Raw genomic sequence first — 25943 nt, 5'->3', positions numbered from 1 at the left:
GTACGCTCCCGGGCCTGCGCCGCGGTCTGCCGGGCGTCGTCGGCAGCCTGCCGGGCAGCGGTCCGCTCGGCGGCTGCCGTCGTGGCGGCCTGCTGGGCCGAGACGGCCCGCTCGGCGGCTGCCTCAGCGTCGCGGCGCGCCTCGTCGCGTTCGGTCTGTGCCACAGCCACCTGGGCGGCGGCCTCGGCCCGTACCTCGGCCAGCTGCCGTTTAACCCCGGCCGGCGACAGTTCCGCGTGCAGCGCCTCGGTGAGCGTCTGCACCACCTGGTCGAGGCGGTCGACCGCCTCCCACGTACGGGCGACCTGGCCGGCGAGCCCGGGGGCGTTACGGTGCCGCATCCGGGTGTTACGGGAGGCCCGCTGGCAGGCGCCGTCGTTGTCCCGGCAGTACCGGAACGGCCGTCCGGCGGCCGCCCGCTGCGGGACCGGACGTCCACAGTGGCCGCATGGGCGGGTCTCGGCCGACGCGCCGTCGCCGGGGACCCCGTTCTCCTCGGTGTACGCCTGGTTCTCCATCGCCGCGGAAGTCTAGTGCCATCCGGGTCGACCGGCCGGCGACAGCAGGCCCGACGACCCACAATATTCGATCTTGTACGAGTTCCAGCGGTGCGGGCTGACACGACACGAAGCGCACGCTATCGTCCGACAGGCGGCTTTTGGCAGCACCGCTCCGGCGGACGCGAACCATCCCGCCGGTGACGCCGCCTGTCTCCTGTCAAGTCAAGTTCCAACCCGAGCGAACCCCCCTTACGCCGGAAGGAAACACCGTGACGGAAGTGGAAACAAGCAGCACCAGCAACTCCTCCGACAGCTCCCCCCGGTCGCACTACGAGCGCATCGGCGCGGCGCCGGCGGTGAAGGCCGCCGTCGAACTGTTCTACGACCGGGTGCTGGCGGATCGTGACCTCGTGGGCTACTTCGAGAAGATCGACATGGTGGAACAGCGCCGACACATGGTGCTGATGCTGACCACCGTGCTCGGCGGCCCGGACAACTACACCGGCCGGAGCCTGACCGAGGCACACCAGCCGTTGAACATTCCCGTCGAGCACTACGCCAGGGTCGGCCAGCATCTGGCCCAGACCCTGACCGAACTCGGTGTTCCGGACGACATCCTCGCCGACGTCCGCGCTGTTCTCGCCCGGGTGCAGGACCAGGTCGTAGCCAGCGGGCACTGACCGTGGACGTCGCCCGACTCAAACAGAGCTGGTCCCTGGTCGCCGCCCACGGCGACCAGGTGCCGCACTACTTCTACTCGACGCTCTTCATCGCCCATCCGGACACCCGGCAGATGTTCCCGACCAACATGGCGGGTCAGCGGGACCGGCTGGTCACCGCGCTGGGCCACATCGTCTCCCACGTCGACCAGTTGGACCGGGTCGTGGGCTTCCTGCAGACCCTCGGCGCCGACCACCGCAAGTTCGCGGTCCGGGCCGAACACTATCCGGCCGTCGGCGAGGCGCTGCTGGCCACACTGCAACATTTCCTCGCCGACGAGTGGACCGACGAACTGGCCCAGGACTGGGCCGCAGCGTACGGGCTGGTCGCACAGGTGATGACCGACGCGGCGAAGGCGGCCGAGAACGTCGCCCCACCGTGGTGGGTCGGCGAGGTCGTGGCGCACGACCGGTGCGGCTTCGACGTGGCGGTGCTGACCCTGCGGCCCCAGTATTTGCTGCCCTTCACCCCGGGACAGTCGATCGGGGTGTCCGTGCCGGCGACCCGCGCGTGGCGGTACTACTCGCCGGCCAACGCACCCCGCCAGGACGGCACCATCGAACTGCACGTACGGGCCACGCCCGGCGGGGTGGTCAGCTCCCGACTCGTCTACGGCACCAGCGTCGGCGACGAGGTGCACCTGGCGTCCCCGGTGGGCACCCGACTGTCCCTCGACCAGGCCGGCGCCGGCGACCTGCTGCTGTTGGCCAGCGGCACCGGCTGGGCACCGTTGAAGGCACTGGTGGAGCAGGTGGCGGTGCAGGGACCCGGCCGGCGGGTCGACCTGTACGTAGGGGCCCGGTCGCGGATGGAGTTCTACGACAACGACGCGATCGACAAGTTGGCGGCCTCCTATCCGTGGCTGCGGGTCACCTACGTCGTCGGGGCCGACCCGACCCGACCCGGCGAGTTCGCCCAGTTCGTCGACCGGGTCCTCGGCGACGGTGACTGGCGCTCCCGGCACGTCTACCTGTGTGGCTCGGACACGATGGTCACCCGGGCGGTCGACCGGTTCCAGCAGGCCGGCTACCGCAGCGGCCAACTGCACTACGAGGACCTCGGCACACACTGGTACGGCGCGAGTTGGCGTACCGCCGGCAGCCCGCCGGCGAGCCGGTCCGTTTCCGAGGCATTGGGAGGTGCCCAGTGAGCGCAGCCTCGATCAGCCGATACGACGGCACGCAGGTGTCCGCCCCGACGGGTCTGCGGGTACGCCTGACCGCAGACCGGGTACGTCGGTGGGAATTCGACTCCTCTTCGTTCACCCGGCGTGGCTACGACCACAGGGACGTGGACCGGTTCCGGCTCCAGGTGGCTGACGAGATCGACCTGCTGGCCGCGCAGATCGCCGACCTCCGGGCGGAGAACGAGCGGCTGCACGACCATCTCGAACTGCACCGGCACGGGGTGATTCCCAGTGCCCAGCCGAGGCCGGCGGCCAAAGAGGTCAACCTGTTGTCGGCGGCGCAACGGGAAGCCGAACAGATCATCGCCCAGGCGCACGACTACGCCCGCCGGGTGGCCGAGTACGCCCGGACCCAGTACGAGAGCTATCTGCAGGCTGCGGTCGAGGACGCCCGCCAGGAGGCGCAGCGGGCGGTGCAGGACTACCGGGCGTCGGCCGGGACCAACTTCGACGACTCGGTCGCCACCCGGGAAGCGCTACGGATCTTCGGCGAGATGATGATGTCGCACATGCAGGCCGCGGCCCAGCATCTCAGCGAGGGCCGGGAGCAACTGGCCCGCACCATGGACCGGCTCGACGGTCCGCCTGGTGCCGTGGCGGGCGGGCCACAGCAGCCGGGCGGGCCCGCCGCGTTGCCCCGCAACGAGCCCCGCTGGGTGGGCTGACGACCCGGACAGGTCCGGGGCCGGTGCGACGTCGCACCAGCCCCGGATCGTGCGCTGGCCGGAGTCGTTCACCCCGGCCCGTGCCGCCGTACGGGTAGATCATCAGTTGCTGATCAGGGCTGGTACCGTGGCCGGTGCCGGTACCACCCACGCGGGAGAGACCGCCTGAAACCGACAGGCGGCGCCGAAGGGGCAAATCCTCCCCGGAACCTCTCAGGCAAAAGGACCTCGTGGGCAGGCGCTGTGGAGTGTTCCCCCTTTCAGCGGGACGCGACAGAGGGGGAGGCCGCCCTGTCGACCTCGCCCCCGGGGAGCGCATAGATGACCGTGGAACAGTTCGCCGTCCGGCACATCGGCCCGGACCCCGACGCCCAACGCCGCATGCTGGAAACGGTGGGCTACAGCTCGATCGACGAACTCATGGACGCGGCGATCCCTGAGGTGATCCGCTGGCAGGGCCGGCTCGACCTGCCCCCGGCAGCCACCGAGGCCGAGGCCATCAGCGAACTGCGCGACGTCGCGGCCCGCAACACCGTCGCCGTGTCGATGATCGGCCTCGGCTACCACGGCACCCACACCCCGGCGGTGATCCGCCGCAACGTGCTGGAGAACCCGGCCTGGTACACCGCCTACACCCCGTACCAGCCGGAGATCAGCCAGGGCCGGCTGGAGGCGCTGCTCAACTTCCAGACCATGGTCTGCGACCTGACCGGGCTGGCCACCGCGAACGCGTCGATGCTCGACGAGGGCACCGCGGCGGCCGAGGCGATGACCCTGGCCCGCCGCGCATCCAAGACCAAGAGCCCGGTGTACGTCGTGGACGCCGACACCCTGCCGCAGACGATCTCGGTCATCGCCACCCGCGCCGAGCCGCTCGGCATCGAGGTGCGGGTGCTGGACGTGGAACGCGACGAGCTGCCGGCGGAGTTCTTCGGGCTGCACCTGCAGTACCCGGGCGCCTCCGGTGCGGTACGCGACCACAGTGCCCTGGTCACGGCGGCGCACGCGGTCGGGGCGTTGGTCACCGTCGCCGCCGACCTGTTGGCGTTGACCCTGCTGCGGGCACCCGGGGAGATTGGTGCCGACATCGCCGCCGGCACCACCCAACGCTTCGGCGTACCGATGGGCTTCGGCGGCCCGCACGCCGGCTACCTGGCGGTGCGTTCCGGCCTGGAGCGGATGCTGCCCGGCCGCCTGGTCGGGGTGTCCCGCGACGCCGACGGCACCCGGGCGTACCGGCTGGCGTTACAGACCCGCGAGCAGCACATCCGGCGGGAGAAGGCGACTAGCAACATCTGCACCGCCCAGGTGCTGCTGGCCGTGATGGCCAGCATGTACGCCGTCTACCACGGTCCGGACGGGTTGACCGCCATCGCCACCCGGACCGCGCACCGGGCCGCCGCCCTCGCCCACCTGCTGCGCGAGCTCGGGTTCGACCTCGTCCACCGGGAGTTCTTCGACACCCTGCTGGTACGGGTCCCGGGCCGGGCGGCCGAGGCGGTGGCCGCCGCCGCCGAGCGGGGCGTGAACCTGCGCCTGGTCGACGCCGACCTGGTCGGCGTCACCTGCGACGAGACGACCACCTGGGAACACCTGCAGACGGTCCGGACGGCGTTCGCCAGCCTGCTGGACGGGGCCACGCCGGCGGGCCTGCCGGACCGGACGGCCGTCGAGGCCGCAACCGGGTCCGCGTTGCCGGCCGGGCTGGCCCGCGACAGCGAGTTCCTGACCCACCCGGTGTTCCACACCCACCGGTCCGAGACGTCGATGCTGCGTTACCTGCGCCGGCTGGCCGACTCCGACTACGCCCTGGACCGGGGCATGATCCCGCTCGGATCCTGCACCATGAAACTCAACGCCACCACCGAGATGGAACCGGTGAGCTGGCCGGAGTTCGCCAACATCCACCCGTTCGCCCCGGCCGAGCAGACCGCCGGCTACCGCGACCTGGTCGGCTCCCTGGAGGGCTGGCTGGCCGAGGTCACCGGTTACGACGCGGTCAGTGTGCAACCCAACGCCGGGTCGCAGGGGGAACTCGCCGGCCTGCTGGCGATCCGGGCCTACCACCGGGACCGGGGACAGGGGCACCGTGACGTGTGCCTGATCCCCTCGTCGGCGCACGGCACCAACGCCGCCAGCGCGGTGATGGCCGGGATGCGGGTGGTGGTGGTCGGCTGCGACGCCGACGGCAACGTCGACCTGGTCGACCTGGACCGCAAAATCGAAGCCCATCGGGACACCCTGTCCGCGATCATGGTCACCTACCCGTCCACCCACGGGGTGTACGAGACCGGCATCGCCGCCCTGTGCGCGAAGGTCCACGAGGCCGGGGGACAGGTGTACGTCGACGGCGCCAACCTCAACGCGCTGGTCGGATTCGCCAAGCCCGGCGCGTTCGGCGCCGACGTGTCCCACCTCAACCTGCACAAGACGTTCTGCATCCCGCACGGCGGCGGTGGCCCCGGCGTCGGGCCGGTGGCGGTCCGCGCACACCTGGCGGCCTACCTGCCCGGTGACCCGTTGACCGCCACCGGGGCGGCCGTCCGACCGTCGATCTCTGCCGCCCGGTACGGATCGGCCGGGATCCTGCCGATCCCGTGGGTGTACCTGCGGATGATGGGCCCGGACGGGCTGGCCCGGGCGACCGGGACGGCGGTACTGGCGGCCAACTACGTCGCCGCCCGGCTACGCGGGCACTACCCGGTCCTGTACTCCGGCAACAAGGGCCTGGTCGCTCACGAGTGCATCCTCGACCTGCGTGGTCTGACCAAGGCGACCGGGGTGAGCGTGGACGACGTCGCCAAGCGGCTCATCGACTACGGGTTCCACGCGCCGACCATGTCGTTCCCGGTGGCCGGCACCCTGATGGTCGAGCCGACCGAGAGTGAGGACCTGACCGAACTCGACCGGTTCTGCGACGCGATGATCGCGATCCGGGAGGAAATCGACCAGGTCGAGGCGGGACAGTGGCCGGCGGGGGACAACCCGCTGTCGAACGCGCCGCACACGGCGGCGATGGTCACCGCCGACGAATGGACGCACCCGTATCCCCGGTCGGTGGCGGCCTACCCGGCGGGCGTGGACCGGTTTGCGAAGTACTGGCCGCCGGTACGGCGTATCGACGGTGCCTACGGCGACCGGAACCTGGTGTGCGCCTGCCCGTCACCGGAGGCGTTCGAGAACTGACGGCCGCCCGCCGTCACGTACATTTCAGCGAAGCGGCGGTACGGGTTCACCCTTGAGCCCGGACCGCCGCCGCCGAACTACCGACAGTAGCGACGGTCAGGCAACCAGGGCGTGTCGGGCGGGACCACGGTGCGGGGCGATGCTGCTGCCGTCGGGCAGTAGCTCACCCGTGTCCTCGAACACGATCACGCCATTGCAGAGCAGGCTCCAGCCCTGCTCAGGGAAGCAAGCTATGACCCGCGCCGCTTCCCGATCGGTCGCTTCGGCGGAGGGACAGGTGGGCTCATGCTGGCACATCAGGGATCTCCGGACTGTGGGGGTGCTGTGTCATGGTTCACATGACCAGTGACGCACAGTACCAAGCGAAACTCGATGGTATCGAGCAGTATCCGACACCACTCCCGCAGAATTGCCCCAACGGATGAGGCAGGTTGGTCCACTCGTCGTGCGAACACTGACAACCCCGGCAGCCGTACCACACTCGTGCGCCGCCTCCCTACGAGAACGGACCCGACTGCAGTGGTGGATCGGCGACGGCGGCGACCCGGCGCAACTCGTGGCGGACTTCCTCGCCGAGCACGCACTACCCGGCCCGACCGGACTGCTGCCGGCCACGCCGGCCAGGCACGGCCACCTCGACGTGTGCGGGGCGGCCCTGTTCGTCTCCGCCGCCGCCGGAGCCCGGATGATCGGCGCACCCACCGGCCCACCGAGCCCCGCACCGGCCGTACCCGACCTGGTCGCCGTCGTCTACGAACACCACCAACCCCGCACCGGCCCACGAACACCCCCGGCACCCTGGCAACTCGGCCCATGGCAGCCGAGCTGGACACCCCACCAGCACGCCGCCGCCGTCGACACCGCCCGCGCGGCCATCGGCCGAGGCGACATCTACCAGGTCAACATCGTCGGCCACAGCTCGGCACCGTACGCCGGCGACCCGCTACCCGCCCTGACCCGCCTCGGCGCACTGCCCGGCGCCCGCTACGCCGGAACACTCACCGGAGCCGGATGGGCGATCGGCTGCGCCTCCCCGGAAACCCTGCTCGAAACCAACGGCCGACGACTGATCACCCGACCGATCAAAGGCACCCGCCCGGCCACCGGACAGGGCCGCCGCGAACTGCTGGCCTCCGCCAAGGAACGCGCCGAACACATCATGATCGTCGACCTGGAACGCAACGACCTCGCCCGGGTGGCCCGCACCGGATCGGTACGCGTCGACGAACTGTACGCCGTACGCCGATGGTGTGACCTGTGGCAGGCCGAGTCGACCATCTCCGCCGACCTCGACGACGGAGTCGACCTGGCCGACCTGCTCCGGGCCGTCTGCCCCGGCGGATCCGTCACCGGCGCCCCCAAGCTCGCCGCCCTGACCCAGATCGCCGCCCTGGAACCCGTCGGCCGGGGCGTCAGCATGGGCGCCTTCGGCTGGGTCGGGCCGGGACACGTCGACCTCGGCCTGACCATCCGTACCGTCGCCGTCGACACCGACCGGGTCCACCTGTGGGCCGGCGGCGGCATCACCTGGGGCAGCGACCCGTCGGCCGAGGTAGCCGAAGCAGCCGCCAAGGCAGCCCCGGTACGCGCCGCTCTCGCCGGCCCGTGAGCCCCCGGCCCACGTCCACGTCACCTGTCCCGACCACCGCCCGGAACCGCCCCAACCCCACCGACGACGCCGGCCACCACACCGGTCGATAGGTTGGCCAGATGAGCTGGTCCTCCTATCTGTCGTTCCTGGCCTTCGCCGGGGTGCTGGTACTGGTGCCCGGCGCCGACTTCACCGTCATCGTCAAGAACACCCTGTCCGGCGGGGCCCGCCGGGGCCGATGGAGTGCCGCCGGGGTGGCCAGCGCCAACGCAGTCCAGGGACTGGCCGCCATCACCGGCCTCGGCGCGGTGATCGTGCACTACCAGCCGCTGTTCCACACCATCAAATGGGCCGGCATCGCCTACCTGACGTACCTGGCGGTCCAGGCACTCCGATCAGCCTGGGACGGGCGGTACCCGGTCCCGACCGGCCCACCGGAGGCGACCCCCGACGCCAGCGGCACGACCCCGGCACGCATCGGCTGGTGGCAGGGATTCCTCTCCAACATCACCAACCCGAAGGTGCTCGTCTTCTACCTGGCGGTCCTTCCACAGTTCATCGGCCCCGGAACCTCCACGATCGTCCTGCTGCTGTTCGGACTCAGCCACGCGCTGCTGTCCCTGACCTACCTGCTACTGGTGGTCGTCGGGCTACACCGGATCCGGCAGATCCTCACCCGCCGCACGGTACGACGCGTCCTGGACGCCACCACCGGCACGATCCTGCTGGGCTTCGGCGCCCGACTGGCCACCGAACAGACCTGACCACCAAATCGTGCCCGGCGAGCCCCCGCCCACCGACCCGGTCGCGGGTCGGCCAACGTGATACGTAACGAACCGATAGCCTTTCGGTCATGACCATGCGTCCCATCCGGATCATCGGCGACCCAGTGCTGCGCACCCCGTGCGAGCCGGTCACCAGCTTCGACGCCGAACTACGCGCCCTGGTCGCTGACCTCATGGACACCATGCTCGGCGCCCCCGGCAGGGCCGGGGTCGCCGCACCACAAATCGGAGTCAGCGCCCAGGTGTTCGTCTACGACGCCGACGGCCACCGCGGCCACCTGATCAACCCGACCATCGAACTGTCCGAAGAACTCCAGGACGACGACGAGGGCTGCCTGTCGATTCCCGAGCTCTACTTCCCGACCCCCCGGGCGATGCACGCCACCGCCCACGGCGTCGACCAGAACGGCGAACCGCTCACCATCACCGGCAGCGGCTTCCTCGCCCGCGCCCTCCAACACGAAACCGACCACCTCGCCGGACGCCTCTACGTCGACACCCTGCGCGGCGACACCCGCCGCCGCGCCCTACGGGAAATCCGCGCCGGCCAGTACGCCGCACCCAGCCAGAGCCAATAGCACCCCACCCGCAGCCGTAACCGCCCATGCCGGCCCCGGACACCAGCAGCTCCGCTGCCCCGGCGGCCGGCACAGGACAACACCGAGCCCCACAGAAACCCGGTGGGCCCGACACACACGTCCACATAGCCTGACCACCATGCAAGCACAACCAACCGATCAACGCGCCAACCGATGAGCGGCCGCCTCCGCGAAATCGCCCGGCAAACCGTGGCCATCGCCGAAGCCGGCGAATACCACAACCCAGCCGGAGACCGAATCGACATCGCCGAAACAGTCGCCGCCGCGATCACCGGTACCCGGCACTACCTGCCCGACCAGGCGATGACCACCACCGAACCGGCCACCGCCACACCCACAATCGAAATCACCCGCGAATCCACGCTACGGGCCGCCCACCGGCTCGCCACCACCGGAAACGACAACGTCGCCTGCCTGGTGTTCGCATCCGCGAAGAACCCGGGAGGTGGCTTCCTGGGCGGCGCCAAGGCACAGGAGGAGAGCATCGCCCGCTCGTCAGCGCTCTACCCCTGCCTACTGACCGCCAGCGACTTCTACGCCTTCCACCGCCAACAACACGACCTGCGCTACAGCGATCGGGTCATCTACTCACCCAGGGTCCCGGTCTACCGAGACGACAAAGGCAACCTTCTCGACCGGCCCTACCAGACGACCTTCCTGACGGCAGCCGCCCCCAACCTCGGAGCGATCGTACGCAACCAGCCGGCCCACGCCAGCGACGTACCGGCCGTCCTACGCCGCCGGGCACGACGCGTACTACAGGTTGCCGCAGCGCACCGACACCGGACCCTGGTGCTCGGCGCCTGGGGCTGCGGCGTGTTCCGCAACGACCCGACGACCGTAGCCAACGCCTTCGCCGAAGCGCTCCAGACGGTCGACCAGTTCCACCGAGTGGTGTTCGCCATCCACGACAACCAACCCCACACACCCGTGTACGCAGCCTTCGAAGCCATCCTCGGCGACAGGTAGCAACCGACCCACCTCGCCCCCGATCCGTCCCGGTGACGACTCGGGGGCAAAAGTCGCCTGATGACGACTACCTATCCATATCACGGGATTCATACGTAAAGTCGCCTCCCTGACAGCTCGCCACAGAAGCCGCCACTAGCGTCGACCGCATCGAAGCGAGCGTGATGACCAGGGAAAACCTGGCCATCACCACAAGAGGAGGATCGGTGATCCCGCATGTATCCCAGCAACGACCCGCAAACCACGCCGCGACACCGACGCTGGCGATCGATCACGTTGGCCGCGTTCACCGTCGCCACCGTCGCAGCGACCCTCGCCATCACCACCGTCCCCACCCACGCGCAGGCCCACGCGACCACCACATCGCATACCCCGCCCGGTAACCCGGGCACCACAATCGACGACCTGGCCGACCTGCCCCACACCGGCAGCAAACCAGGGGAGGCGACAGCCAACGCCTCGTACTTCTACCAGTACGTCCGTAACTACCACGGTGGGCAGTGCCTCGACGGCGACCGCAACACCATCCCCCGCAACGGCTCGAAGGTCCAGCTCTGGGCCTGCAACGGCTGGACCAACCAAGCCTGGATCTTCACCCAGGTCAGCGGTCTACCAACCGGCTACTACACCATCCGTAACTACTACGGTGGTCAGTGCCTCGACGGCGACCGCAACACCATCCCCCGCAACGGCTCGATCGTCCAACTCTGGGCCTGCAACGGCTGGACCAACCAGGTGTGGATCTGGAACGGCGTGACCCTACGCAACTACTACGGTGGGCAATGCCTCGACGGCGACCGCAACACCATCCCCCGCAACGGCTCGAAGGTCCAACTCTGGGCCTGCAACGGCTGGACCAACCAGAGCTGGAGCCTGGCGAACTGACCACCACCCCGCTCAGCCGCCAGTCACGGCCATCCGGGTCGGTGTGGATGGCCGTGACAGGCGGCCTGCTGGCATATAAGGACGACCACGCCACGCCGCCCCACGATCCTGAAAGCAAAGCGCCACGACCCGCCGCAGGCCCCGAGTAGGCTCCCTCCCCATGCCACCAGCCCCGGACGCCCACATCCTCGCCAAGGCCTTCCGGCTGCCCGACCCCATCGGCCCCCTGGCCCCCGTACGCTACGTCAGCAGCGAAACCTGGCGCCTCGACACGATCCAAGGCAGCTACTTCGTCAAACGCCTCCTCGTCGACGGCTGGCGCGACCAACTCGAGCAGGCCATGGCCTTCGAACGACAAGCCCATCACGCGGGACTGCCCATACCGGAACCCATCGAACCCACCAACCCCGCCTGGGGGCTCGCCACAGACCTCGGCGACACCCACGGCGTCGTCCGCGTCCACACCTGGCTCGACAGCACACCGCTGCCCCCCGACACCGACCACACCCAGTGGTACGGCGCCACCCTGGCCACCCTCCACACCCTCGAACCAGCAGGGGAGCGGCGCACCGACACCATGTGGCCGCTGTGGTACGGCATCAACGCACCCCAGACCTGGGAAAGCTGGCTGGCCGCCGGACTCGGGCAGGGCAGAACGTGGGCACCACTACTCAAGGAACAGCTCGCACTCGTCACCGACCTGACCGAGCGCATCGAAACGGCCTACTGGGCTGCGGACGACTATGTGATCACCCATCGGGACCTGGTGCCACACAACGTACTCATGGTGCCCGACCGGGGACCCGTACTCATCGACTGGGACACCGCCGGCCCCGACAGCGCCACCCTGGAAACCTATGCAGCTGCCCTCGACTACGCCCGCCACACCGGCACCCCGGAAGAACCCGACCTCACCAACATCACCGCAATCCTCGCCGCCTACCGCAGCCACGGCGGAATCCTGCGCCCCACTGAATTCGCCCTCGCCCGACGGCTCGGCGTACACCTCGCCCGCATCGCCGAACGGATCCGCATCACCCTCGGCCTCCAGCCGGGCGGCTCCATCGACCCGGCTGCCGCACAAACCCGCCTCACCCAACAACTCGCCGCCCTGCCCGGATTCTCGTCCCGGCTCATCCGCTGGTCACAGCAGCTGACAGACCACTAACTAGCTCACCCACTGGTCATAGCCCAGCTTCGCCACCAACACGAACACCACGACCAGCAGCACGCCGCGGACAAAACCCGATCCGCGCCGCAACGCCATCCGCGCCCCGAGTGCCGCGCCCGCGATGTTGCACAGCGCCATCCCGGCCCCCAGCAACCACCAGACGTGGCCAGCCGAGGCGAACACCACCAGCGCCCCCAGATTGGTGCCCGCATTCACCAGTTTCGCCATCGCCGACCCGTGGACGAAATCGGACCCCACCAGCGTCGTGAAAGCCAACACCAGGAACGTGCCCGTACCCGGCCCGATCATCCCGTCGTACAGCGCGATGACACCCCCCGCCACCGCCACCGCCGCCGCAACCCGCGTCCGGGTACGCCGCTGCGGCTCGGAGACGACCCCCAGCCTCGGCCGAAACGTTACAAACAGCGCAACCGTGACAAGAACCGCAAGCAGCACCGGCCGGTACGCCTCAGCCGGCACACTGCCCGCCAACGCGGCACCGGTACCGGAGAAGACGACAGCAAGCCCAGCCGCCGGCCCCGCCACCGCCCAGTCGATCTTCGTACGCCGGGCGTAGGTCAACGCCGCCGTACTCGTCCCCGCAATCGCCGCCAACTTGTTGGTGCCCAAAGCAGTCGCGACCGGCAACCCCGGAGCAGCGATCAGCAACGCCGGCAGCAACAACAGCCCACCGCCACCGACGACGGCATCCACCCAGCCGGCCGCAGCAGCCGCCCCCAGCAACGTAACCAACGAACCGGCATCCACGTGCCGGGATTCTTCCTGCCCAACAACCCTCACCAGGTGCGCATGTGGCCAGCCTCACGATCAACTACCGACGGCTCAACGCCCCCGCCGCCGACGCAGCCAGACACCGATCCCGCCAACGGCGACAAACAGCAGGCCGGAACAGAGCAACGCCTTAACGACCATCCACGCGTCTCCCCACAGGCCCAACGGGGGAGCAGAGCATCCCCGGCCTCGAACGCACACCCCGCGAACTTCGGTGCGCTGCTCGCCGGGTCACCAGAACCACCACAACGTCAAGCACCATTCTCCCGATACAGACCACTCAACGCGCGATTCGTACGGTTCGCCCGTACCGCCGCACGCTGCTGACCCGCCGTCACATCAATGTAGTTCTGGCTCGTCGTCAAACTCGAATGCCCCAACAGTCGCATAATCTCCGAAGCGCTCGCTCCGTCCTCGGCCAGCCGGGTCGCGAACGTGTGCCGCAGCGCATGCAGGCGGGCACCCCTGGGCACCCGGTCGGTGATCCCGGCACGCTGGTAACACGACTCGACCAGGTACTGCAGCCCACCACGGCGTAACGGCTCACCGTGCCGATCGACGAACAGCGGCGAGTCCCGGCGCACCGTACGCGCCCCGAAACGCCGACGACGACTGTCCAGGTACGCACCCAACACCGCATCGACCTCCGGCTCGATCGGCACGACCCTCGGCCGACCGGCCTTACCCACCACCTCGACCCGGCGCTCGCCGGGGCGGCCCGCCAACGAGCCGACGCGTAGCCCCAGCAGCTCCGAAAGTCGTAGCCCTGCACACAGCGCCAGAGCGAGCACCGCAAGATCCCGCTCGGACCAGGGGTGGCGCTGCCGGTGATCGTCGCGCGCCACGGCGGTCAGCAGTTGCTCCGGGGTGTCCTCGCCGCGCAGCGGTTTGGGGAGGGGGACCGGGACGTTGGGCTTGTCCACCGCCGACATCGGATTGCCGACCGCGATCCCATCGGCGACCAGGAAGGTGAAGAAACCGTTCCAGGTCGACCAGGCTCGATAGATACTGGCGGCGGCCCGGGGAGTGGCGTAGGCGGCGAACGCGGTGCGCAGGGCGCGGATGGTCAGGGCGGTGATCGGCAGCGAGGCCAGGGGGAGGGGAGAGGTCGGATCATCGGCGATGAGCTGCGCGATGGCCAGCAGGTCCCGCCGGTACGCCTGCAGCGTATGGGGAGACGGCTTGCGGGTGGCGCGGGCGGTGAGGAACTCCTCGATCAGCGCCAGGACCCGTACGTCCTCTTTGTCCTGCATAAGAGATATTATGCATGATTTTCACGTATTCGGGGAGGTGAAGCGCTGATCGGGGAGCGTTCCGGTTGGATGTACACGTGTTGACTTTGCAGGCGGTTGCCGAGGTTGCGGGGAACAGCGGCGCGATGACCTGGCCGGTGGCGGCGATGGAGCCGTACTCGTGGTTGGTTCTCGACGGTGGCTGCACTGACGAACAGGTCGGACTGTTCGTCAGTCTCCTCGGTGGCGAGCTGGCTGCCGGGGCCAGCATCGATGAGCTGCTCGAGGCGTTGTTGGCCGAGGAGGGGCTGATCCTGGCCGGCGGTCTGCGGATAGGTGACACAGCCACAGGGGTGGAGGTGTCGCCTGGCTGCTGCGCCGGCCTGGAGGACTGGCGGGACTGGGTCGAACTGTTTGACGGTGGTTCGCCCTGGCTGGGGCATGACCCGGGCCCGCAGGTGGAGAACCTCGGGCACCGACTGCGGGTCTGGCAGGACGGCGGGCCCGGTCGACGTCAGGGGCGGTGGGCGGACGTCTACGTTGAACTGCCGACCTCGGCGCTGTCCGGCCTGCTGCTCGACGTGCGACGTGACCTGATCGGGTTCCTCGGCGCTCTCCGGGCCTGGACGGTACGGATGGCGTTGGGCGATCGAGGAGTGGCGCTTGTCGAGGCGGTCGATGCGAACTTCGCCATTTCCGCCCCGTTGGTGCTGCCCGGCGACGGCTGAGGCGCCCGCGATAATCAGCTAGTTGACATAATGTGCATTATCGAACTACCAGTCGGACCGCTTGAGACCTGGGACGACCAGCGTTGGCGCTTCCTCGGACCGCACCGGCCGAGGACTTCACTGCTGTGTCGACCGCGCTCACGAGAAGCAGGCCGTCCGGCGGGTGTCAGCGGATGCGTCCGCCTTCGGTGACCAGCCACTCGCCGGTCTCCCAGTCCGACGGGCTGTCCTCGATCCGGTAACACAGGTCGAAGCGGATGCCCAGGCCCGGCCACGGAGACTGGACCGCGACGACCCGGAAGATCTCCTCGAGGCCGCCGATGGTGGTCCCTTCAGGTCCGGGAAAGAGCCGTTCCAGCTCCGTACGGGTCAGGTCGGTCCAGAGCGCGAACTGCCACGTCGTCTTCCTCGACCACCGGTCGTAGACCAGCTCGAACCGAGGTTCGCGGCCTGTCACGAAGGTCCGGATGTCGCCGACAAGCTCGTCCGACGTCGATGGGAGGATGAACGGCCACTCCTCCCCGCTGGGATAGCGGTACATGGTCGATGCCGAGGCGAGCCCGTTCACGAGGTTGCGCCACTGCTCGGGTGTGGTGTGGTCGGCGGGCAGGTTCACGCCGGTGTGATCGACCCGTCGGATGTGCCCGGCGAGACGGTGGGTCAGTTCGGACAGCTCGACCAGGGCTGGTGGTACGGGCGTGTCCGATGTGTCGTCGGCCTGGATGCCGATGGTCTGGCCGGTATCGAAGACAACCTGTGGTGCAGACGTGTCGGCGAGCTCGAAGGTCGTTACCGGGCGGGCGTCGGCGGGATTCGGCGGGGTGAGGATCAGGCGGTCGACAGCGTCTCCGCGCACGTTCTCCGTTTCTGCGGGTCCGGCGTAGGCGACATCGGCCAGCAGGGTGCGTAGCTGGCTGAGGAAGGTACGTGACCTGGGGTTTCGGGGCAGGCTGAAGACGATTTCGAGTAGTCGCTCCTCCATGTGTCGGACCGTAGGCCTGGTGTAGGAGGGTCGGAAGCCGACGACCGGGTCAATTTCGGCGGGTTCGATGTCGGTTGTTCCTGGTGACGAGCTGTGTCGGTTCGGAGGACACACCATGGTCGTGGTGTGTCCGAATGATCGATGCTTTCCGTTGCGTCGCTGGCCTTCGGTTGTGCTTCGCTCCCCCGGCCTGGGCTGTTGCGTTGTTCCGGGCACGGTTGTCGGCCGGTCCGTTTATCGGGGCATGGCCCGGGCGTGTACGGCGGCCAGGGCGGCCAGCCGGGCTGTGCTGCCCTGGGGGGCGATGCCGTCGCGGCTGACGGATACGTCCTCGAGGTGTGGTGTGGGCTGGTCGTCCAGTGCTGGTATGCGGCCGCCGCCGCGGTCGACGAGGACGAGCGCGGTTGCGAGGAACCCTTCCAGCAGGGATCGCAGGATCAGGTGCGTGGTTGCCTGGTAGCGGTGGACCAGCGTGTTCACGAAGGCCTCGAAGGCCGTCATGTCGATGTCGTACTCGTCGGCGATCCGGGATTCGATGCCGGTGGGTAGTTCCGCGATCGGGACCATTGCTTCGGCGGTGCGGATGAACAGTTGGGCGGGTGTGTTCGACGGGTTCCACAGAACCCGCTCCCCTGTCTGGAAGTATTGGCTCACCGGCTCATGGTCGGCCAGATGTGGCTGGTTGCCAACGCGGAGTTCTCGGCGACCGTGTCGGGACTACCGGGTTTCCGGTGTCATTGGCCGCCGGCGACCCGGAGGACGGCTCCTGAGGTGTACGACGCTTGCGGGCTGAGCAGCCAGACGATCGCGGCGGCGATCTCGTCGGGGTAGCCGGCGCGGCCGAGTGGGACGCGGTCGGCGATCAGGGCGGGGCGGTCGGGCAGGCCGGAGATGGTGTGGATGTCGGTCCAGATGGTGCCGGGTGATACGGCGTTGACCCGGATGCCCCGTGGTCCGAGTTCCTTGGCCAGGCCGGTGGTGAGGGTGTCCGTGGCGGCCTTGACGGCGGCGTAGTGGATGTATTCGCCGGGGCTGCCGAGGGTGGCGGCGGCTGAGGAGACGTTGACGATCGCCGCTCCGGTGGACATTCGGCGGGCGGCCTGTTGGGCGCAGAGGACGTAGCCGATGAGGTTGACGTCGACGACGTGGCGTAGGTCGGTCACGGTCAGGTCGACGAAGGGGCCGATGGGGCTGGTCACGCCGGCGTTGTTGACCAGTCCGGTGATCTCCCCCAGTTCCTGTGCCGCGTCGAATAGGCGTACGACCTGTTCGGGGTCGGTGGTGTCGGCCTGTACGGCGATGCCGCGGCGGCCGGCGGCCTGTACGTCGCGTAGCACGCTTTCGGCGGCGGCGGTGTCGCGCCGGTAGCACAGGGCGATGTCGTGGCCGGTAGCGGCGAGCTGTCGTACGGTTGCTGCGCCGATTCCCCGGCTACCACCGGTTACCACTGTGACTGGAGTCAAGGTCGGTTCCCTCCGCTGTTGTGGCGCCAATTGTCGGGTATGGTGCGTACGTTTCGCGATGAGGTGACGGTCACAGGTTGCTGGTGGGAGGTGCGCGGTGACTGGTCCGGGCAAGGGTGATCTGGTCGACGACTTCGTGTTACCGGACCAGACGGGCACGCCTCGGCGGTTGAGTGAGCTGTTGGCGACCGGTCCGGTGGTGTTGTTCTTCTATCCGGCGGCGATGACGCGTGGCTGCACGGTGGAGAGCTGTCATTTCCGGGATCTGGCAGCCGAGTTTGCGCGGGTGGGCGCGCATCGGGTGGGTATCAGTCGGGATCCGGTGGATCGGCAGCGTCAGTTCTCTGATCAGCATGGTTTCGACTACCCGCTGTTGTCCGATGCGGAGGGTGTCGTGGCGCAGCAGTTCGGGGTGCGTCGGCGGCTGCCGTTGGGTCCATTGAGCACGAAGCGGATGACGTTCGTGATCGGGGTTGATCGGCGGGTTGTCGAGGTCATCCACAGTGAGTTGAGCATGACCGATCATGCGGATCTGGCGTTGCGGGCGTTGGCGTCGGGGGCTTCGTCGTCGGGTGGGTGACGGCGGTTGGTCGGACCGGTGGGGGTCGGTTCTGGGTTGTCGGATCGGCCTGGTAGTAAGGCAGGAATCAAACAGGTGTACGGAAGAAGGATCTGATGACTGCCGCGCATACCGATGTCCATGGGCTGTCCCCTGAGGAGTTGCAGGGTATTCGGGAGACGTTGTCTGCCGGTCGTAAGCCGAAGGTGATGTTCACCGAGGCGGCTGGTCAGATCGCTGGGCAGATCGGCCAGGTGGTCGAGTTGTTGGATCCGGCGGTGTCGGATGAGTGGGTGGTGGTGCGGTTCGGCCGTGACGAGTTGCCGTTCTCCCCCGCTGATCTGGGTATTCCGCCGAAGGGTGCGGGTAAGCGGACGGAGTCGAAGTCCGAGCCGGCGCCGGAGCCTGATCCGGAGCCGGAGTTCATGATTACCAGGTCGCCGGTGTCGGCGGCGTACGAGGAGGCAACCGTGGCGACAGTGGACTCTCCCCCGGCTGAGACGAAGCCGGCGAAGGCGGCGAAGGCGAAGGCTGCTGCCAAGCCGAAGGTGCCGGCCGGGTTGACGGTGACTTTGGCGTACGCCGATGGTGAGTGGACGGTTGCGGCGACGCAGGGCAGCAAGTCGTTGGCGAAGCCGTATGTGATCAAGCCGGTTGAGGCGTTGAAGATGGTGGGTTTGGTCGACGTGCCGGGGGTGCAGGAGGCGGTCGAGCAGATCATGTCGGCTGAGCGTAGTGAGGCGGAGCAGCAGGCGGAGAAGCTGCGGGCCGAGTTGGCGGAGATCGAGGCGCGGTTGGCGGAGTTGCGTGACGCTGGCTGAGTCGTCGGGCTGAGTTGTGTTTCCGGGGAGGTGACCGTTGGTCACCTCCCCGGGTTGTTGTGGCGGGTCAGTCGGTCAGGTGCCGTTCGGCGTAGATCTTCATTGCGTCGCGGACGAGTAGGGTGGTTCCGGTGCCGTGCTGGTCGTAGTTGGCGGTGAAGCGGGGGTCGGCGACGTACATTTCGCCGAGTCCGATGAGGTAGCCCCTGGTGGGTTTGACGGTGGTGGACAGCCAGTTGACGTGGCGTTGGGTGATGGCTTGTACGTCGTCGCTGTCGGGGCTCTTGCCGTCGGCGTGTGCCTGGCCGTAGTCGTGGGCGATGTCGAGTTGTTGCTGTTGGAATTTCTTCTTTTCGGTGTCGCTGAGTGAGCGCCACCATCGGTCGCCGTTGACGTACGCGTCGCGGCCCCAGCGCTCGGTGACTTCCTGTTCGTACTGGGTGTGGTCGAATCCGTCGAAGATCTCGGTTGCCATGAGCGGTTCCCCCTTTTCGGTTTTGCGTAGGGTGGTTTGGACCGATCGGATCTGCCGTTCGATGCGTTGGCGTTCCTGCTCGAGGAGTTCGAGGTGGGTGTGGAGCGCGGTGCGGGTGTCCTGTTGGCCTTCGAGGATTTCGGCGATGGCTGGTAGGCCGAGGCCGAGTTCGCGTAGGAGCAGGATTCGTTGTAGGCGGATCAGGCGGTCCTGGTCGTAGTAGCGGTGGCCGTTGCGCCCTGTTCGGCTGGGTGTGAGTAGGCCGATTGCGTCGTAGTGGCGCAGGGTTCGGCTGGTGGTTCCGGCTGAATGCGCGATGTCATGGATTGACCATTCCATCCCGGTTACCCCTCTTTCGACCGTTGGTACCAACGTTAGGTGTTGACGCTGCGTCAATGTCAAGGCTGTGGAAGAAACGAGAACCGGGCGTGGCCGACGGAACGGGGGGAAGGCGCCGGCCACGCCCGGTTTGGGGAGGGTAGGTCAGTCGGGGATGTGGGTGACGCCGATGCGTTTGCGGAAGACCCAGTAGGTCCAGCCCTGGTAGGCCAGCACGATCGGGGTGAAGATCACCGCTACCCAGGTCATGATCTTGAGGGTGTACGGGGTGGAGGCGGCGTTGTCGACGGTGAGGGTGCCGGCCGCCTCGAGGGTGGAGGGCATGACGTTCGGGAACAGGGCCGTGAAGAGGGTGGCCACGGCGAAGGCGGTGGCCAGCGCGGTGCCGGTGAAGGCCCAGCCTTCGCGGCCGGCGTGGGCGGCTACGACGCCACCGGCTAGGGCGAGGGCGGCGGCGACGGCCAGGACGATGGCAGCCGGGCTGTTGCGGATGAGCAGGGTCCAGGTGAGGAACGCGCCGGCGAGGACGATGGTGACGATGCCGGCGCGGGTGGCGAGGTTGCGGGCCCGGTGGCGGATGTCACCGACGGTCTTGAGGGCGATGAAGACCGCGCCGTGGGTGACGAACAGTGCGGTGGTGGTCAGGCCGCCGAGCAGGGCGTACGGGTTGAGCAGGTTGAACAGTCCGCCGACGTATTCGTGGTTGGCGTCCAGTGGTACGCCGCGCACGATGTTGGCGAAGGCGACGCCCCAGAGCAGGGCGGGGACGAGGGAGCCGAAGGTGATGGCGGCGTCCCAGCGGCGCTTCCAGGCGACCTCGGGGCGCTTGTGGCGGTATTCGAAGGCGACGCCGCGCAGGATGAGGGCGATGAGGATGAGCAGCAGCGGCAGGTAGAAGCCGGAGAAGAGGGTGGCGTACCACTCGGGGAAGGCGGCGAACATGGCGCCGCCGGCGGTGAGGAGCCAGACCTCGTTGCCGTCCCAGACGGGGCCGATGGTGTTGATCAGGACTCGGCGTTCCCGGTCGTCGCGGCCGAGGACCGGGAGCAGCATGCCGACGCCGAAGTCGAACCCTTCGAGGATGAAGTACCCGGTGAAGAGTACTGCGATGAGGAGAAACCAGACGGTGGCGAGTTCCACGGTGGGGCTCCGGGGTCAGTAGGCGAAGGCGAGTGGGCGGTCGGCGTCGTCGTCGGTGCGGTCGGGGTCCGGCGGTGGGGTGGTCTCGGGTAGGCCGTTCTTGGCGTATCGGATGAGGAGGCGGACTTCGATGATGGCGAGCGCGGCGTAGACGAGGGTGAAGGCGGTGAAGGAGGTGAGGACTTCGGTGAGGCTGACGGTGCGGGAGACGCCGTCGCGGGTGAGCATTTCGCCGAAGACGATCCAGGGTTGGCGGCCCATCTCGGTGAAGATCCAGCCGAAGGAGTTGGCGGCCAGTGGGAGCAGGGGCATGATCAGGCCGGCGCGCAGGAGCCAGCGGCTGGTGGGGGTACGTCCCCGGCGGTGGGTCCAGAGGACGACCAGGGCGATGGCGGCGGCGGCGAGGCCGAATCCGATCATGAAGCGGAAGCTCCAGTAGGTGACCGGGATGATCGGGGTGTAGCTGCCGGGGCCGTACTGGGCGGCATACTGGGCCTGTAGGTCGTTGATGCCCTTGACTTCGCCGTCGAAGCTGCCGGTGCCGAGGAAGGACAGCAGGCCGGGGATCTTGAGGGAGTAGATTTCGCGGGTGCCGTCGAGGCTGCCGACGGTGAGTACGGAGAAGGCGGCGGGGCTTTCGGTTTCGTAGAGGCCTTCGGCGGCGGCCATCTTCATCGGCTGCACCTCGGTCATGATCTTGCCCTGGATGTCGCCGGTGAGCAGGACGCCGGCGGAGGCCAGCAGGGTGACCCAGGAGCCGAACTTGGCGGCGAACCGGTAGGTGGAGGTGTCCGGGCTGTCCTTGCGGCGGATGAGGTGCCACAGGGCGACGGTGACCATGAGGGAGCCGGCGACCAGGAAGGCGCCGAAGATGGTGTGCGGGAAGGTGATCAGCGCGACCTTGTTGGTGAGTACGGCGACGAAGTCGGTGAGTTCGGCGCGTCCGGTCTCGGGGTTGATGTGGTAGCCGACCGGGTTCTGCATCCAGGAGTTGGCGGCGAGGATGAAGTAGGCGCTGAAGGTGGAGCCGATGGCGGCGGCCCAGATGGTGGCGAGGTGGATGCGCTTGGGCAGCCGGTCCCAGCCGAAGATCCACAGTCCGAGGAAGGTGGATTCGAGGAAGAAGGCGACGAGGGCTTCGATGGCCAGCGGTGCGCCGAAGATGTCGCCGACGAAGCGGGAGTAGTCGCTCCAGTTCATGCCGAACTGGAATTCCTGCACGATGCCGGTGACGACGCCCATGGCGAAGTTGATGAGGAAGAGCTTGCCGTAGAACTTGGTGAGCTTGAGGTAGCGCTCGTTGCCGGTGCGGTGCCACATCGTCTGGAGGATGGCCACGAGCACGGACAGGCCGATGGTCAGCGGCACGAAGAGGAAGTGGTAGACGGTGGTTACACCGAACTGCCAACGGGCCACATCTAACGCGTCCACAGGACCCCCAGGTCGACGTACTACGAGATGTAGTAGAGAGTACCCGTTGCCCCGGTGCAGGTCGCAGGGGCGTCGGTCCCGACACACCAGGGCCGGAAGGCCCTGATCATCCAGGGACCGGTCGGACGTGCGACGATCAACCGCTGATGGACACCCCGCACTCCCCCTGGCAGCCACCGCGGCTGTGGCGCCTCGCGCAACTACTCGCCCGTGGCGTGGTCGGGCTGCTGGCCCGGTTGCGGGTCACCGGCGACGTTCCGGACGAACTGCGGCGCGGCCCGCTGATCCTGGCTGCCAACCACATCAGCCCGTTCGACCCTGTCGTGCTCACCGCGGCCTGCCAGGTACGCCGGATCTCCCCACGGATCATGGCCACCGGCGGACTGTTCCGGGTTCCGCTCATCGGGGCGGGAATGCGTCACAGCGGTCACATCCGCGTCGACCGGGGCACCTCGGGTGTCGCCCAGGCCCTGGACGACGCGGCATCGGCGGTCGCCGGCGGTTCCGTGGTGCTGGTGTATCCGGAGGGCCGCATCGGCCTGGACCCCGGCATGTGGCCGGAACGGGGCAAGACCGGTACCGCCCGGCTTGCCTTCGCCAGCGGCGCCACCGTCGTACCGGTTGCCCAGTGGGGCGCCCACGAGGTCCTACCGTACCGCGCCCCGAAAGGAATGCTGGGCGGCATCGTCCGGGCACTGGTCCGTCGCCCGGTGATCCGGGTGCACTTCGGCTCCCCCGTCGACCTGCGTGATATTCCGGTGGGCGTACCCGGTGCCGCCCTGCGGGCCACCGACCGGATCATCGACGCGCTGACCGACACCCTGGTGCCGCTGCGTCCCGACGAACCCGACCGACCGCGACACGTCGACCCCGGCCGGCCGACCGACACGACCCGGATGCATCGTCGCAGGCAGCCACCTTCGCCGTAGTCCGCGTCTCAGACCGGGCGGCCCGGCGGCGAGGGGGCCACCGGACCGGACCGACCCACCGACGGCGCGGCGACCGGGGGCAGTCCGGCCGACGGCTCTGCGGTGGACCACTGCAGGTACAGGATCGCGGCGATGAGCACGACACCACCGGTGATCTGGACGGCGTCGAGCACCTGTCCCAGCCAGGTCCAGGCGAGGACCGCACTGAAGACCGGTTCCAGGCAGATGTTCATCGCCCCGGCCGCCGACCCCACCCGTGCGGTTCCCCAGGCGTAGAGCACGAACGGCACGAGCGTGCCGAGGACCGCGACAGCGATCACCCCGGGCAGGTGCCGTGGGGACTGGGCTAGAACGGGCAGGCCGTGCGGTAGCTGGTAGATGATCCAGGCGGTGGCGGAGACACCGAAGGCGTAGCTGTTTGCCCGGATCGCGCCGTAACGGCGGGAGGCTCGGGCACCCAGGACGGAGAACGCCGCGACCCCGACGGCCGTGGCCAGGCCGAAACCGATACCGACCAGGTTCAGGCCGTGCAGCGGTGTGGTCGGCAACTGGACCACCAGGGCCACCCCGGTCAGCGCGACGAGCAACCCGGCCAGCACCCGGGGTCTGGGGCGACGGCGGGCGACGAGCAGACCCCAACCGATGACGAACGCCGGTGCCAGGTTCTGTAGGACCATGGCCACGGCAACCGGAAGGTGCTTGATCGCCAGGAAGAGGCTGGCGTTGGCGACCGCGATCGCGCCACCGAAACCCAGCAGCAGCGGCCAGGACAGTCGTTCGTGGTGGCGGGGCTCGCCGCCGGGGCGACGCCGCCGGGCGTCCGCGATCGACACCAGCAGGACCAGACCGAGCGACGAACGCCGGTGCCAGGTTCTGCAGGACCATGGCCACGGCAACCGGAAGATGCTTGATCGCCAGGAAGAGGCTGGCGTTGGCGACCGCGATCGCGCCACCGAAACCCAGCAGCAGCGGCCAGGACAGTCGTTCGTGGTGGCGGGGCTCGCCGCCGGGGCGACGCCGCCGGGCGTCCGCGATCGACACCAGCAGGACCAGACCGAGCATCGTGATGATCGTGCGGGCCTGTATCAGCTCGATGGGGTCGACCCCGGCGTCGAACAGCCAACTGGCGACGGTGCCGCCGAAGCCCCACGAGGCGGTGGCGGCGGTGACTGCGACGAGCCCGGCCCACGAGACCGTGCGGCTCGACGGTGCTGCTGCCATGCGGATCACCTCCGCCGGGCCGGCTGACAGTAGGTCGCCGGCAAACCATCAAGATCATATAGCGGTTGACCGATGGCTGTGGTGGGCTGCCACCACCGGCCGGGAACGATCAGGTCGTGGGGCCGCGTTGGCGCAGGTACGCCAGCACCGCCTCCCGGGTGGTGCGTACCCCCAGCGTCGCCCTGGCCTGTGCGATGCGCCGGTTGGCCGTACGCAACGACAGGAACTCGGCCGCCGCCGCCGCGGCGATGGTCTCCCCGTTGGCCAGCCGTTCCAGCAGCGCCCGCTGCTCCGGCACCAGTTGGCCCGCCACCGGTTCGGTGTCCGTACCCGGATCGTTGAGCGGGTCACGGTGGACCGGTCCCAGCCGGCTCAGGTCACCGAGCAGCGCCCGCCCCGCCTCCCCCGAGGTGTCGGCGATCGCCACCACCCCCACGCCCCGGGCGGCTGCCAGCACCGCCAACCGCGCCGTCTCGAGGTCGGGTACGCGGCCGTGCAACACCAGCTTCGCCTCGGCCAGATCCCACGCCGTATCGGTCAGGGCGAATCCTTCCCGGATCGACCAGCCCGCGCGGGCCAGCCGGCGCAGCACCGTGGTCGCGTCCGCCACCGACGGCAGCACATAACGGGGTGTATCGACGGTGCTCATGGTGCCAACCTCTGTTCCCGACTGCGCGGCTCGCTACTACGCCCACTCCTCGCCGGTACGGTGTCGAACCTCTGCTGACCACGGAGGGCGGCGCGGCCACCGCCGGGGCCAGTGCCGGCCGTGGCCAGGGCGAGCGCGGCCGCCTCGGTACGGGTCCGGGCACCGAGCTTGCGCATTCCCGCCCGGATGTGGGTCTCCACCGTCTCGGTCGAGATACCCAGCTGGCCGGCGATACGCCGGGACGGCTCACCGGCTGCCACCAGGTGGAACACGTCGCGTTCCCGGACGGTGAGGGCACCGTCGGTACGGGGTCCGCGCTGGTCGCGGCGTACCGCGTGGCGGCGCAACGCCCGTTGGACCCGCCCCAGCAGGACCACGAGACCGGCCCGCTGCGCCAACTGTTCGGCGGCCAGCAGGGACGCCACCGCCCGGGCCGGGTCCCGCTCGTGCAGTCCGTGGGCCAGCAGGCAGCGGACCTCCTCCCGTACCACCAGGTCGTGCCAGGCGGTGGCGGCGCTGTCGAATCCCTCCGGCTCGCTGCCGGTGGGGGTGCGCCACGCGGCCAGGGTCAGCCGTACCGGCGTCAGCGCCGACAGTGTGTCGGTGTCGGCCCAGTTGGCGGTCGCGCCGTCGTAGGCGGCCCACCGGGCGGTGATCCGTCGCAGCCCGTCGAGCAGCGGTGTTGCGGCCGTGGTGGGCGGGACGCTGGCCGGTTCCGGTTGCCCGTCGAGCCAGGCCGCCTCCCGGTCGACCCAGTCGAGCAGTTCGGTGGACGCGCCCGGTCCGTCCAGGTCGGCGGCGAGGCGGGCCCGGGCCGGTGCCAGCAGGCCGGCATCAGCCTCGATCAGGCTCACGGCCGCCACCGCGTAGTTGCGGGCCAGCGCCGGCTGGACCCGGTCGGCCAGGTCCCCGGCCCGACGCAGGG

The 25943-nt window shown here is 68.8% G+C and carries 26 protein-coding genes, 2 pseudogenes and 1 riboswitch; of the genes and pseudogenes, 14 read left to right on the top strand and 14 right to left on the bottom strand.

Going from position 1 to position 25943, the window contains the following annotated elements:
* Positions 1-518: pseudogene (locus ACFQ4H_RS31520) on the bottom strand (serine/threonine protein kinase); the annotation flags it as partial.
* A gap of 251 nt (positions 519-769) precedes the next feature.
* Between ACFQ4H_RS31520 and ACFQ4H_RS31515 the strand changes: the two are divergent.
* From ACFQ4H_RS31515 to gcvP, 4 genes are all read left to right on the top strand, one after another.
* Positions 770-1180 carry a group I truncated hemoglobin gene (locus tag ACFQ4H_RS31515; RefSeq protein WP_377578290.1) on the top strand — a complete coding sequence of 137 codons (411 nt, stop codon included), beginning with the start codon at positions 770-772 and terminating at the stop codon, positions 1178-1180.
* 2 nt (positions 1181-1182) lie between these two features.
* Positions 1183-2370: a globin domain-containing protein gene (locus tag ACFQ4H_RS31510; RefSeq protein ID WP_377578287.1), complete on the top strand. Its 1188-nt coding sequence runs from the start codon at positions 1183-1185 to the stop codon at positions 2368-2370.
* The gene (locus tag ACFQ4H_RS31505) at positions 2367-3071 is read left to right on the top strand and encodes a DivIVA domain-containing protein (RefSeq protein ID WP_377578284.1); all 705 of its coding nucleotides are present in this window, start codon (positions 2367-2369) and stop codon (positions 3069-3071) included. The genes ACFQ4H_RS31510 and ACFQ4H_RS31505 overlap by 4 nt, the downstream gene beginning before the upstream one ends.
* A 142-nt stretch (positions 3072-3213) precedes the next feature.
* A riboswitch (glycine riboswitch) is annotated at positions 3214-3310 on the top strand.
* Positions 3311-3392: 82 nt separating this feature from the next.
* On the top strand, positions 3393-6257 hold the full coding sequence (gene gcvP / locus ACFQ4H_RS31500) for an aminomethyl-transferring glycine dehydrogenase (protein WP_377578282.1): 2865 nt from the start codon (positions 3393-3395) through the stop codon (positions 6255-6257).
* A 96-nt stretch (positions 6258-6353) separates the two neighbouring features.
* Here gcvP and ACFQ4H_RS31495 read toward each other — a convergent pair whose 3' ends face one another.
* On the bottom strand, positions 6354-6554 hold the full coding sequence (locus ACFQ4H_RS31495; protein WP_377578280.1) for a DUF5999 family protein: 201 nt from the start codon (positions 6552-6554) through the stop codon (positions 6354-6356).
* A gap of 124 nt (positions 6555-6678) precedes the next feature.
* Between ACFQ4H_RS31495 and ACFQ4H_RS31490 the strand changes: the two genes are divergently transcribed.
* From ACFQ4H_RS31490 to ACFQ4H_RS31465, 6 genes are all read left to right on the top strand, one after another.
* Positions 6679-7866: a chorismate-binding protein gene (locus tag ACFQ4H_RS31490; RefSeq protein ID WP_377578277.1), complete on the top strand. Its 1188-nt coding sequence runs from the start codon at positions 6679-6681 to the stop codon at positions 7864-7866.
* Positions 7867-7967: 101 nt separating this feature from the next.
* Positions 7968-8612 (top strand): LysE family translocator, encoded by a 645-nt coding sequence (locus ACFQ4H_RS31485; RefSeq protein ID WP_377578274.1) that lies wholly within the window; start codon positions 7968-7970, stop codon positions 8610-8612.
* Between the two features lie 89 nt (positions 8613-8701).
* Complete coding sequence (gene def, locus ACFQ4H_RS31480) at positions 8702-9211, top strand: peptide deformylase (RefSeq protein WP_377578271.1); 510 nt, start codon at positions 8702-8704, stop codon at positions 9209-9211.
* A gap of 174 nt (positions 9212-9385) precedes the next feature.
* Complete coding sequence (locus ACFQ4H_RS31475) at positions 9386-10201, top strand: TIGR02452 family protein (protein WP_377578268.1); 816 nt, start codon at positions 9386-9388, stop codon at positions 10199-10201.
* A 216-nt stretch (positions 10202-10417) separates the two neighbouring features.
* Entirely contained in the window at positions 10418-11086 is a 669-nt protein-coding gene (locus tag ACFQ4H_RS31470) for an RICIN domain-containing protein (RefSeq protein ID WP_377578265.1), read from the top strand.
* 160 nt (positions 11087-11246) lie between these two features.
* Positions 11247-12254, top strand: a complete 1008-nt coding sequence (locus ACFQ4H_RS31465; RefSeq protein ID WP_377578262.1) for a phosphotransferase enzyme family protein — start codon at positions 11247-11249, stop codon at positions 12252-12254.
* On the opposite strand, the gene ACFQ4H_RS31460 is transcribed toward ACFQ4H_RS31465, so the two are convergent.
* On the bottom strand, positions 12255-13025 hold the full coding sequence (locus tag ACFQ4H_RS31460; protein WP_377578259.1) for a sulfite exporter TauE/SafE family protein: 771 nt from the start codon (positions 13023-13025) through the stop codon (positions 12255-12257).
* Between the two features lie 275 nt (positions 13026-13300).
* Entirely contained in the window at positions 13301-14302 is a 1002-nt protein-coding gene (locus ACFQ4H_RS31455) for a tyrosine-type recombinase/integrase (protein ID WP_377578256.1), read from the bottom strand.
* A 77-nt stretch (positions 14303-14379) separates the two neighbouring features.
* Between ACFQ4H_RS31455 and ACFQ4H_RS31450 the strand changes: the two genes are divergently transcribed.
* Positions 14380-15009, top strand: coding sequence for a hypothetical protein (locus ACFQ4H_RS31450; protein ID WP_377578253.1), 630 nt, complete (start codon positions 14380-14382; stop codon positions 15007-15009).
* A gap of 166 nt (positions 15010-15175) precedes the next feature.
* On the opposite strand, the gene ACFQ4H_RS31445 is transcribed toward ACFQ4H_RS31450, so the two are convergent.
* The 3 genes from ACFQ4H_RS31445 to ACFQ4H_RS31435 form a co-directional block, all read right to left on the bottom strand.
* Positions 15176-15991, bottom strand: coding sequence for a hypothetical protein (locus ACFQ4H_RS31445; protein WP_377578251.1), 816 nt, complete (start codon positions 15989-15991; stop codon positions 15176-15178).
* A 234-nt stretch (positions 15992-16225) separates the two neighbouring features.
* Positions 16226-16645 (bottom strand): DUF6086 family protein, encoded by a 420-nt coding sequence (locus ACFQ4H_RS31440; protein WP_377578248.1) that lies wholly within the window; start codon positions 16643-16645, stop codon positions 16226-16228.
* Positions 16646-16725: 80 nt separating this feature from the next.
* Entirely contained in the window at positions 16726-17454 is a 729-nt protein-coding gene (locus ACFQ4H_RS31435) for an SDR family oxidoreductase (RefSeq protein WP_377578245.1), read from the bottom strand.
* Positions 17455-17551: 97 nt separating this feature from the next.
* Between ACFQ4H_RS31435 and ACFQ4H_RS31430 the strand changes: the two genes are divergently transcribed.
* Positions 17552-18034, top strand: a complete 483-nt coding sequence (locus tag ACFQ4H_RS31430; protein ID WP_377578242.1) for a peroxiredoxin — start codon at positions 17552-17554, stop codon at positions 18032-18034.
* Positions 18035-18129: 95 nt separating this feature from the next.
* Positions 18130-18834, top strand: coding sequence for a hypothetical protein (locus ACFQ4H_RS31425; RefSeq protein ID WP_377578239.1), 705 nt, complete (start codon positions 18130-18132; stop codon positions 18832-18834).
* A gap of 67 nt (positions 18835-18901) precedes the next feature.
* Here the strand turns inward: ACFQ4H_RS31425 and ACFQ4H_RS31420 are convergent, their stop codons facing one another.
* The 3 genes from ACFQ4H_RS31420 to ACFQ4H_RS31410 form a co-directional block, all read right to left on the bottom strand.
* The gene (locus ACFQ4H_RS31420; RefSeq protein WP_377578236.1) at positions 18902-19648 is read right to left on the bottom strand and encodes a MerR family transcriptional regulator; all 747 of its coding nucleotides are present in this window, start codon (positions 19646-19648) and stop codon (positions 18902-18904) included.
* Positions 19649-19792: 144 nt separating this feature from the next.
* Positions 19793-20788: a cytochrome d ubiquinol oxidase subunit II gene (cydB, locus tag ACFQ4H_RS31415; protein WP_377578233.1), complete on the bottom strand. Its 996-nt coding sequence runs from the start codon at positions 20786-20788 to the stop codon at positions 19793-19795.
* A 15-nt stretch (positions 20789-20803) separates the two neighbouring features.
* Positions 20804-22219 (bottom strand): cytochrome ubiquinol oxidase subunit I, encoded by a 1416-nt coding sequence (locus tag ACFQ4H_RS31410; protein ID WP_377578230.1) that lies wholly within the window; start codon positions 22217-22219, stop codon positions 20804-20806.
* A gap of 146 nt (positions 22220-22365) precedes the next feature.
* On the opposite strand from ACFQ4H_RS31410, the gene ACFQ4H_RS31405 reads away from it, so the two are divergent.
* Entirely contained in the window at positions 22366-23148 is a 783-nt protein-coding gene (locus ACFQ4H_RS31405) for a lysophospholipid acyltransferase family protein (RefSeq protein WP_377578227.1), read from the top strand.
* Positions 23149-23156: 8 nt separating this feature from the next.
* On the opposite strand, the gene ACFQ4H_RS31400 is transcribed toward ACFQ4H_RS31405, so the two are convergent.
* The 4 genes and pseudogenes from ACFQ4H_RS31400 to ACFQ4H_RS31385 form a co-directional block, all read right to left on the bottom strand.
* Complete coding sequence (locus ACFQ4H_RS31400) at positions 23157-24101, bottom strand: EamA family transporter (protein ID WP_377578223.1); 945 nt, start codon at positions 24099-24101, stop codon at positions 23157-23159.
* Positions 24010-24369, bottom strand: a pseudogene (locus ACFQ4H_RS34940) (EamA family transporter); the annotation flags it as partial. The gene ACFQ4H_RS31400 and the pseudogene ACFQ4H_RS34940, both read right to left, overlap by 92 nt.
* A gap of 109 nt (positions 24370-24478) precedes the next feature.
* Positions 24479-25018 carry a LuxR family transcriptional regulator gene (locus ACFQ4H_RS31390; protein ID WP_377578220.1) on the bottom strand — a complete coding sequence of 180 codons (540 nt, stop codon included), beginning with the start codon at positions 25016-25018 and terminating at the stop codon, positions 24479-24481.
* On the bottom strand, positions 25015-25943 hold a 929-nt coding region (locus tag ACFQ4H_RS31385), incomplete at its 5' end, for a LuxR C-terminal-related transcriptional regulator (protein ID WP_377578217.1). The genes ACFQ4H_RS31385 and ACFQ4H_RS31390, both read right to left, overlap by 4 nt.

The sequence above is a fragment of the Micromonospora sonneratiae genome (assembly GCF_042679305.1).
GTDB classification, from domain to species: domain Bacteria; phylum Actinomycetota; class Actinomycetes; order Mycobacteriales; family Micromonosporaceae; genus Micromonospora_H; species Micromonospora_H sonneratiae.
The sequence above is the reverse complement of the archived record's forward strand: the minus strand, read 5'-3'. Positions and strand labels throughout refer to the sequence as shown.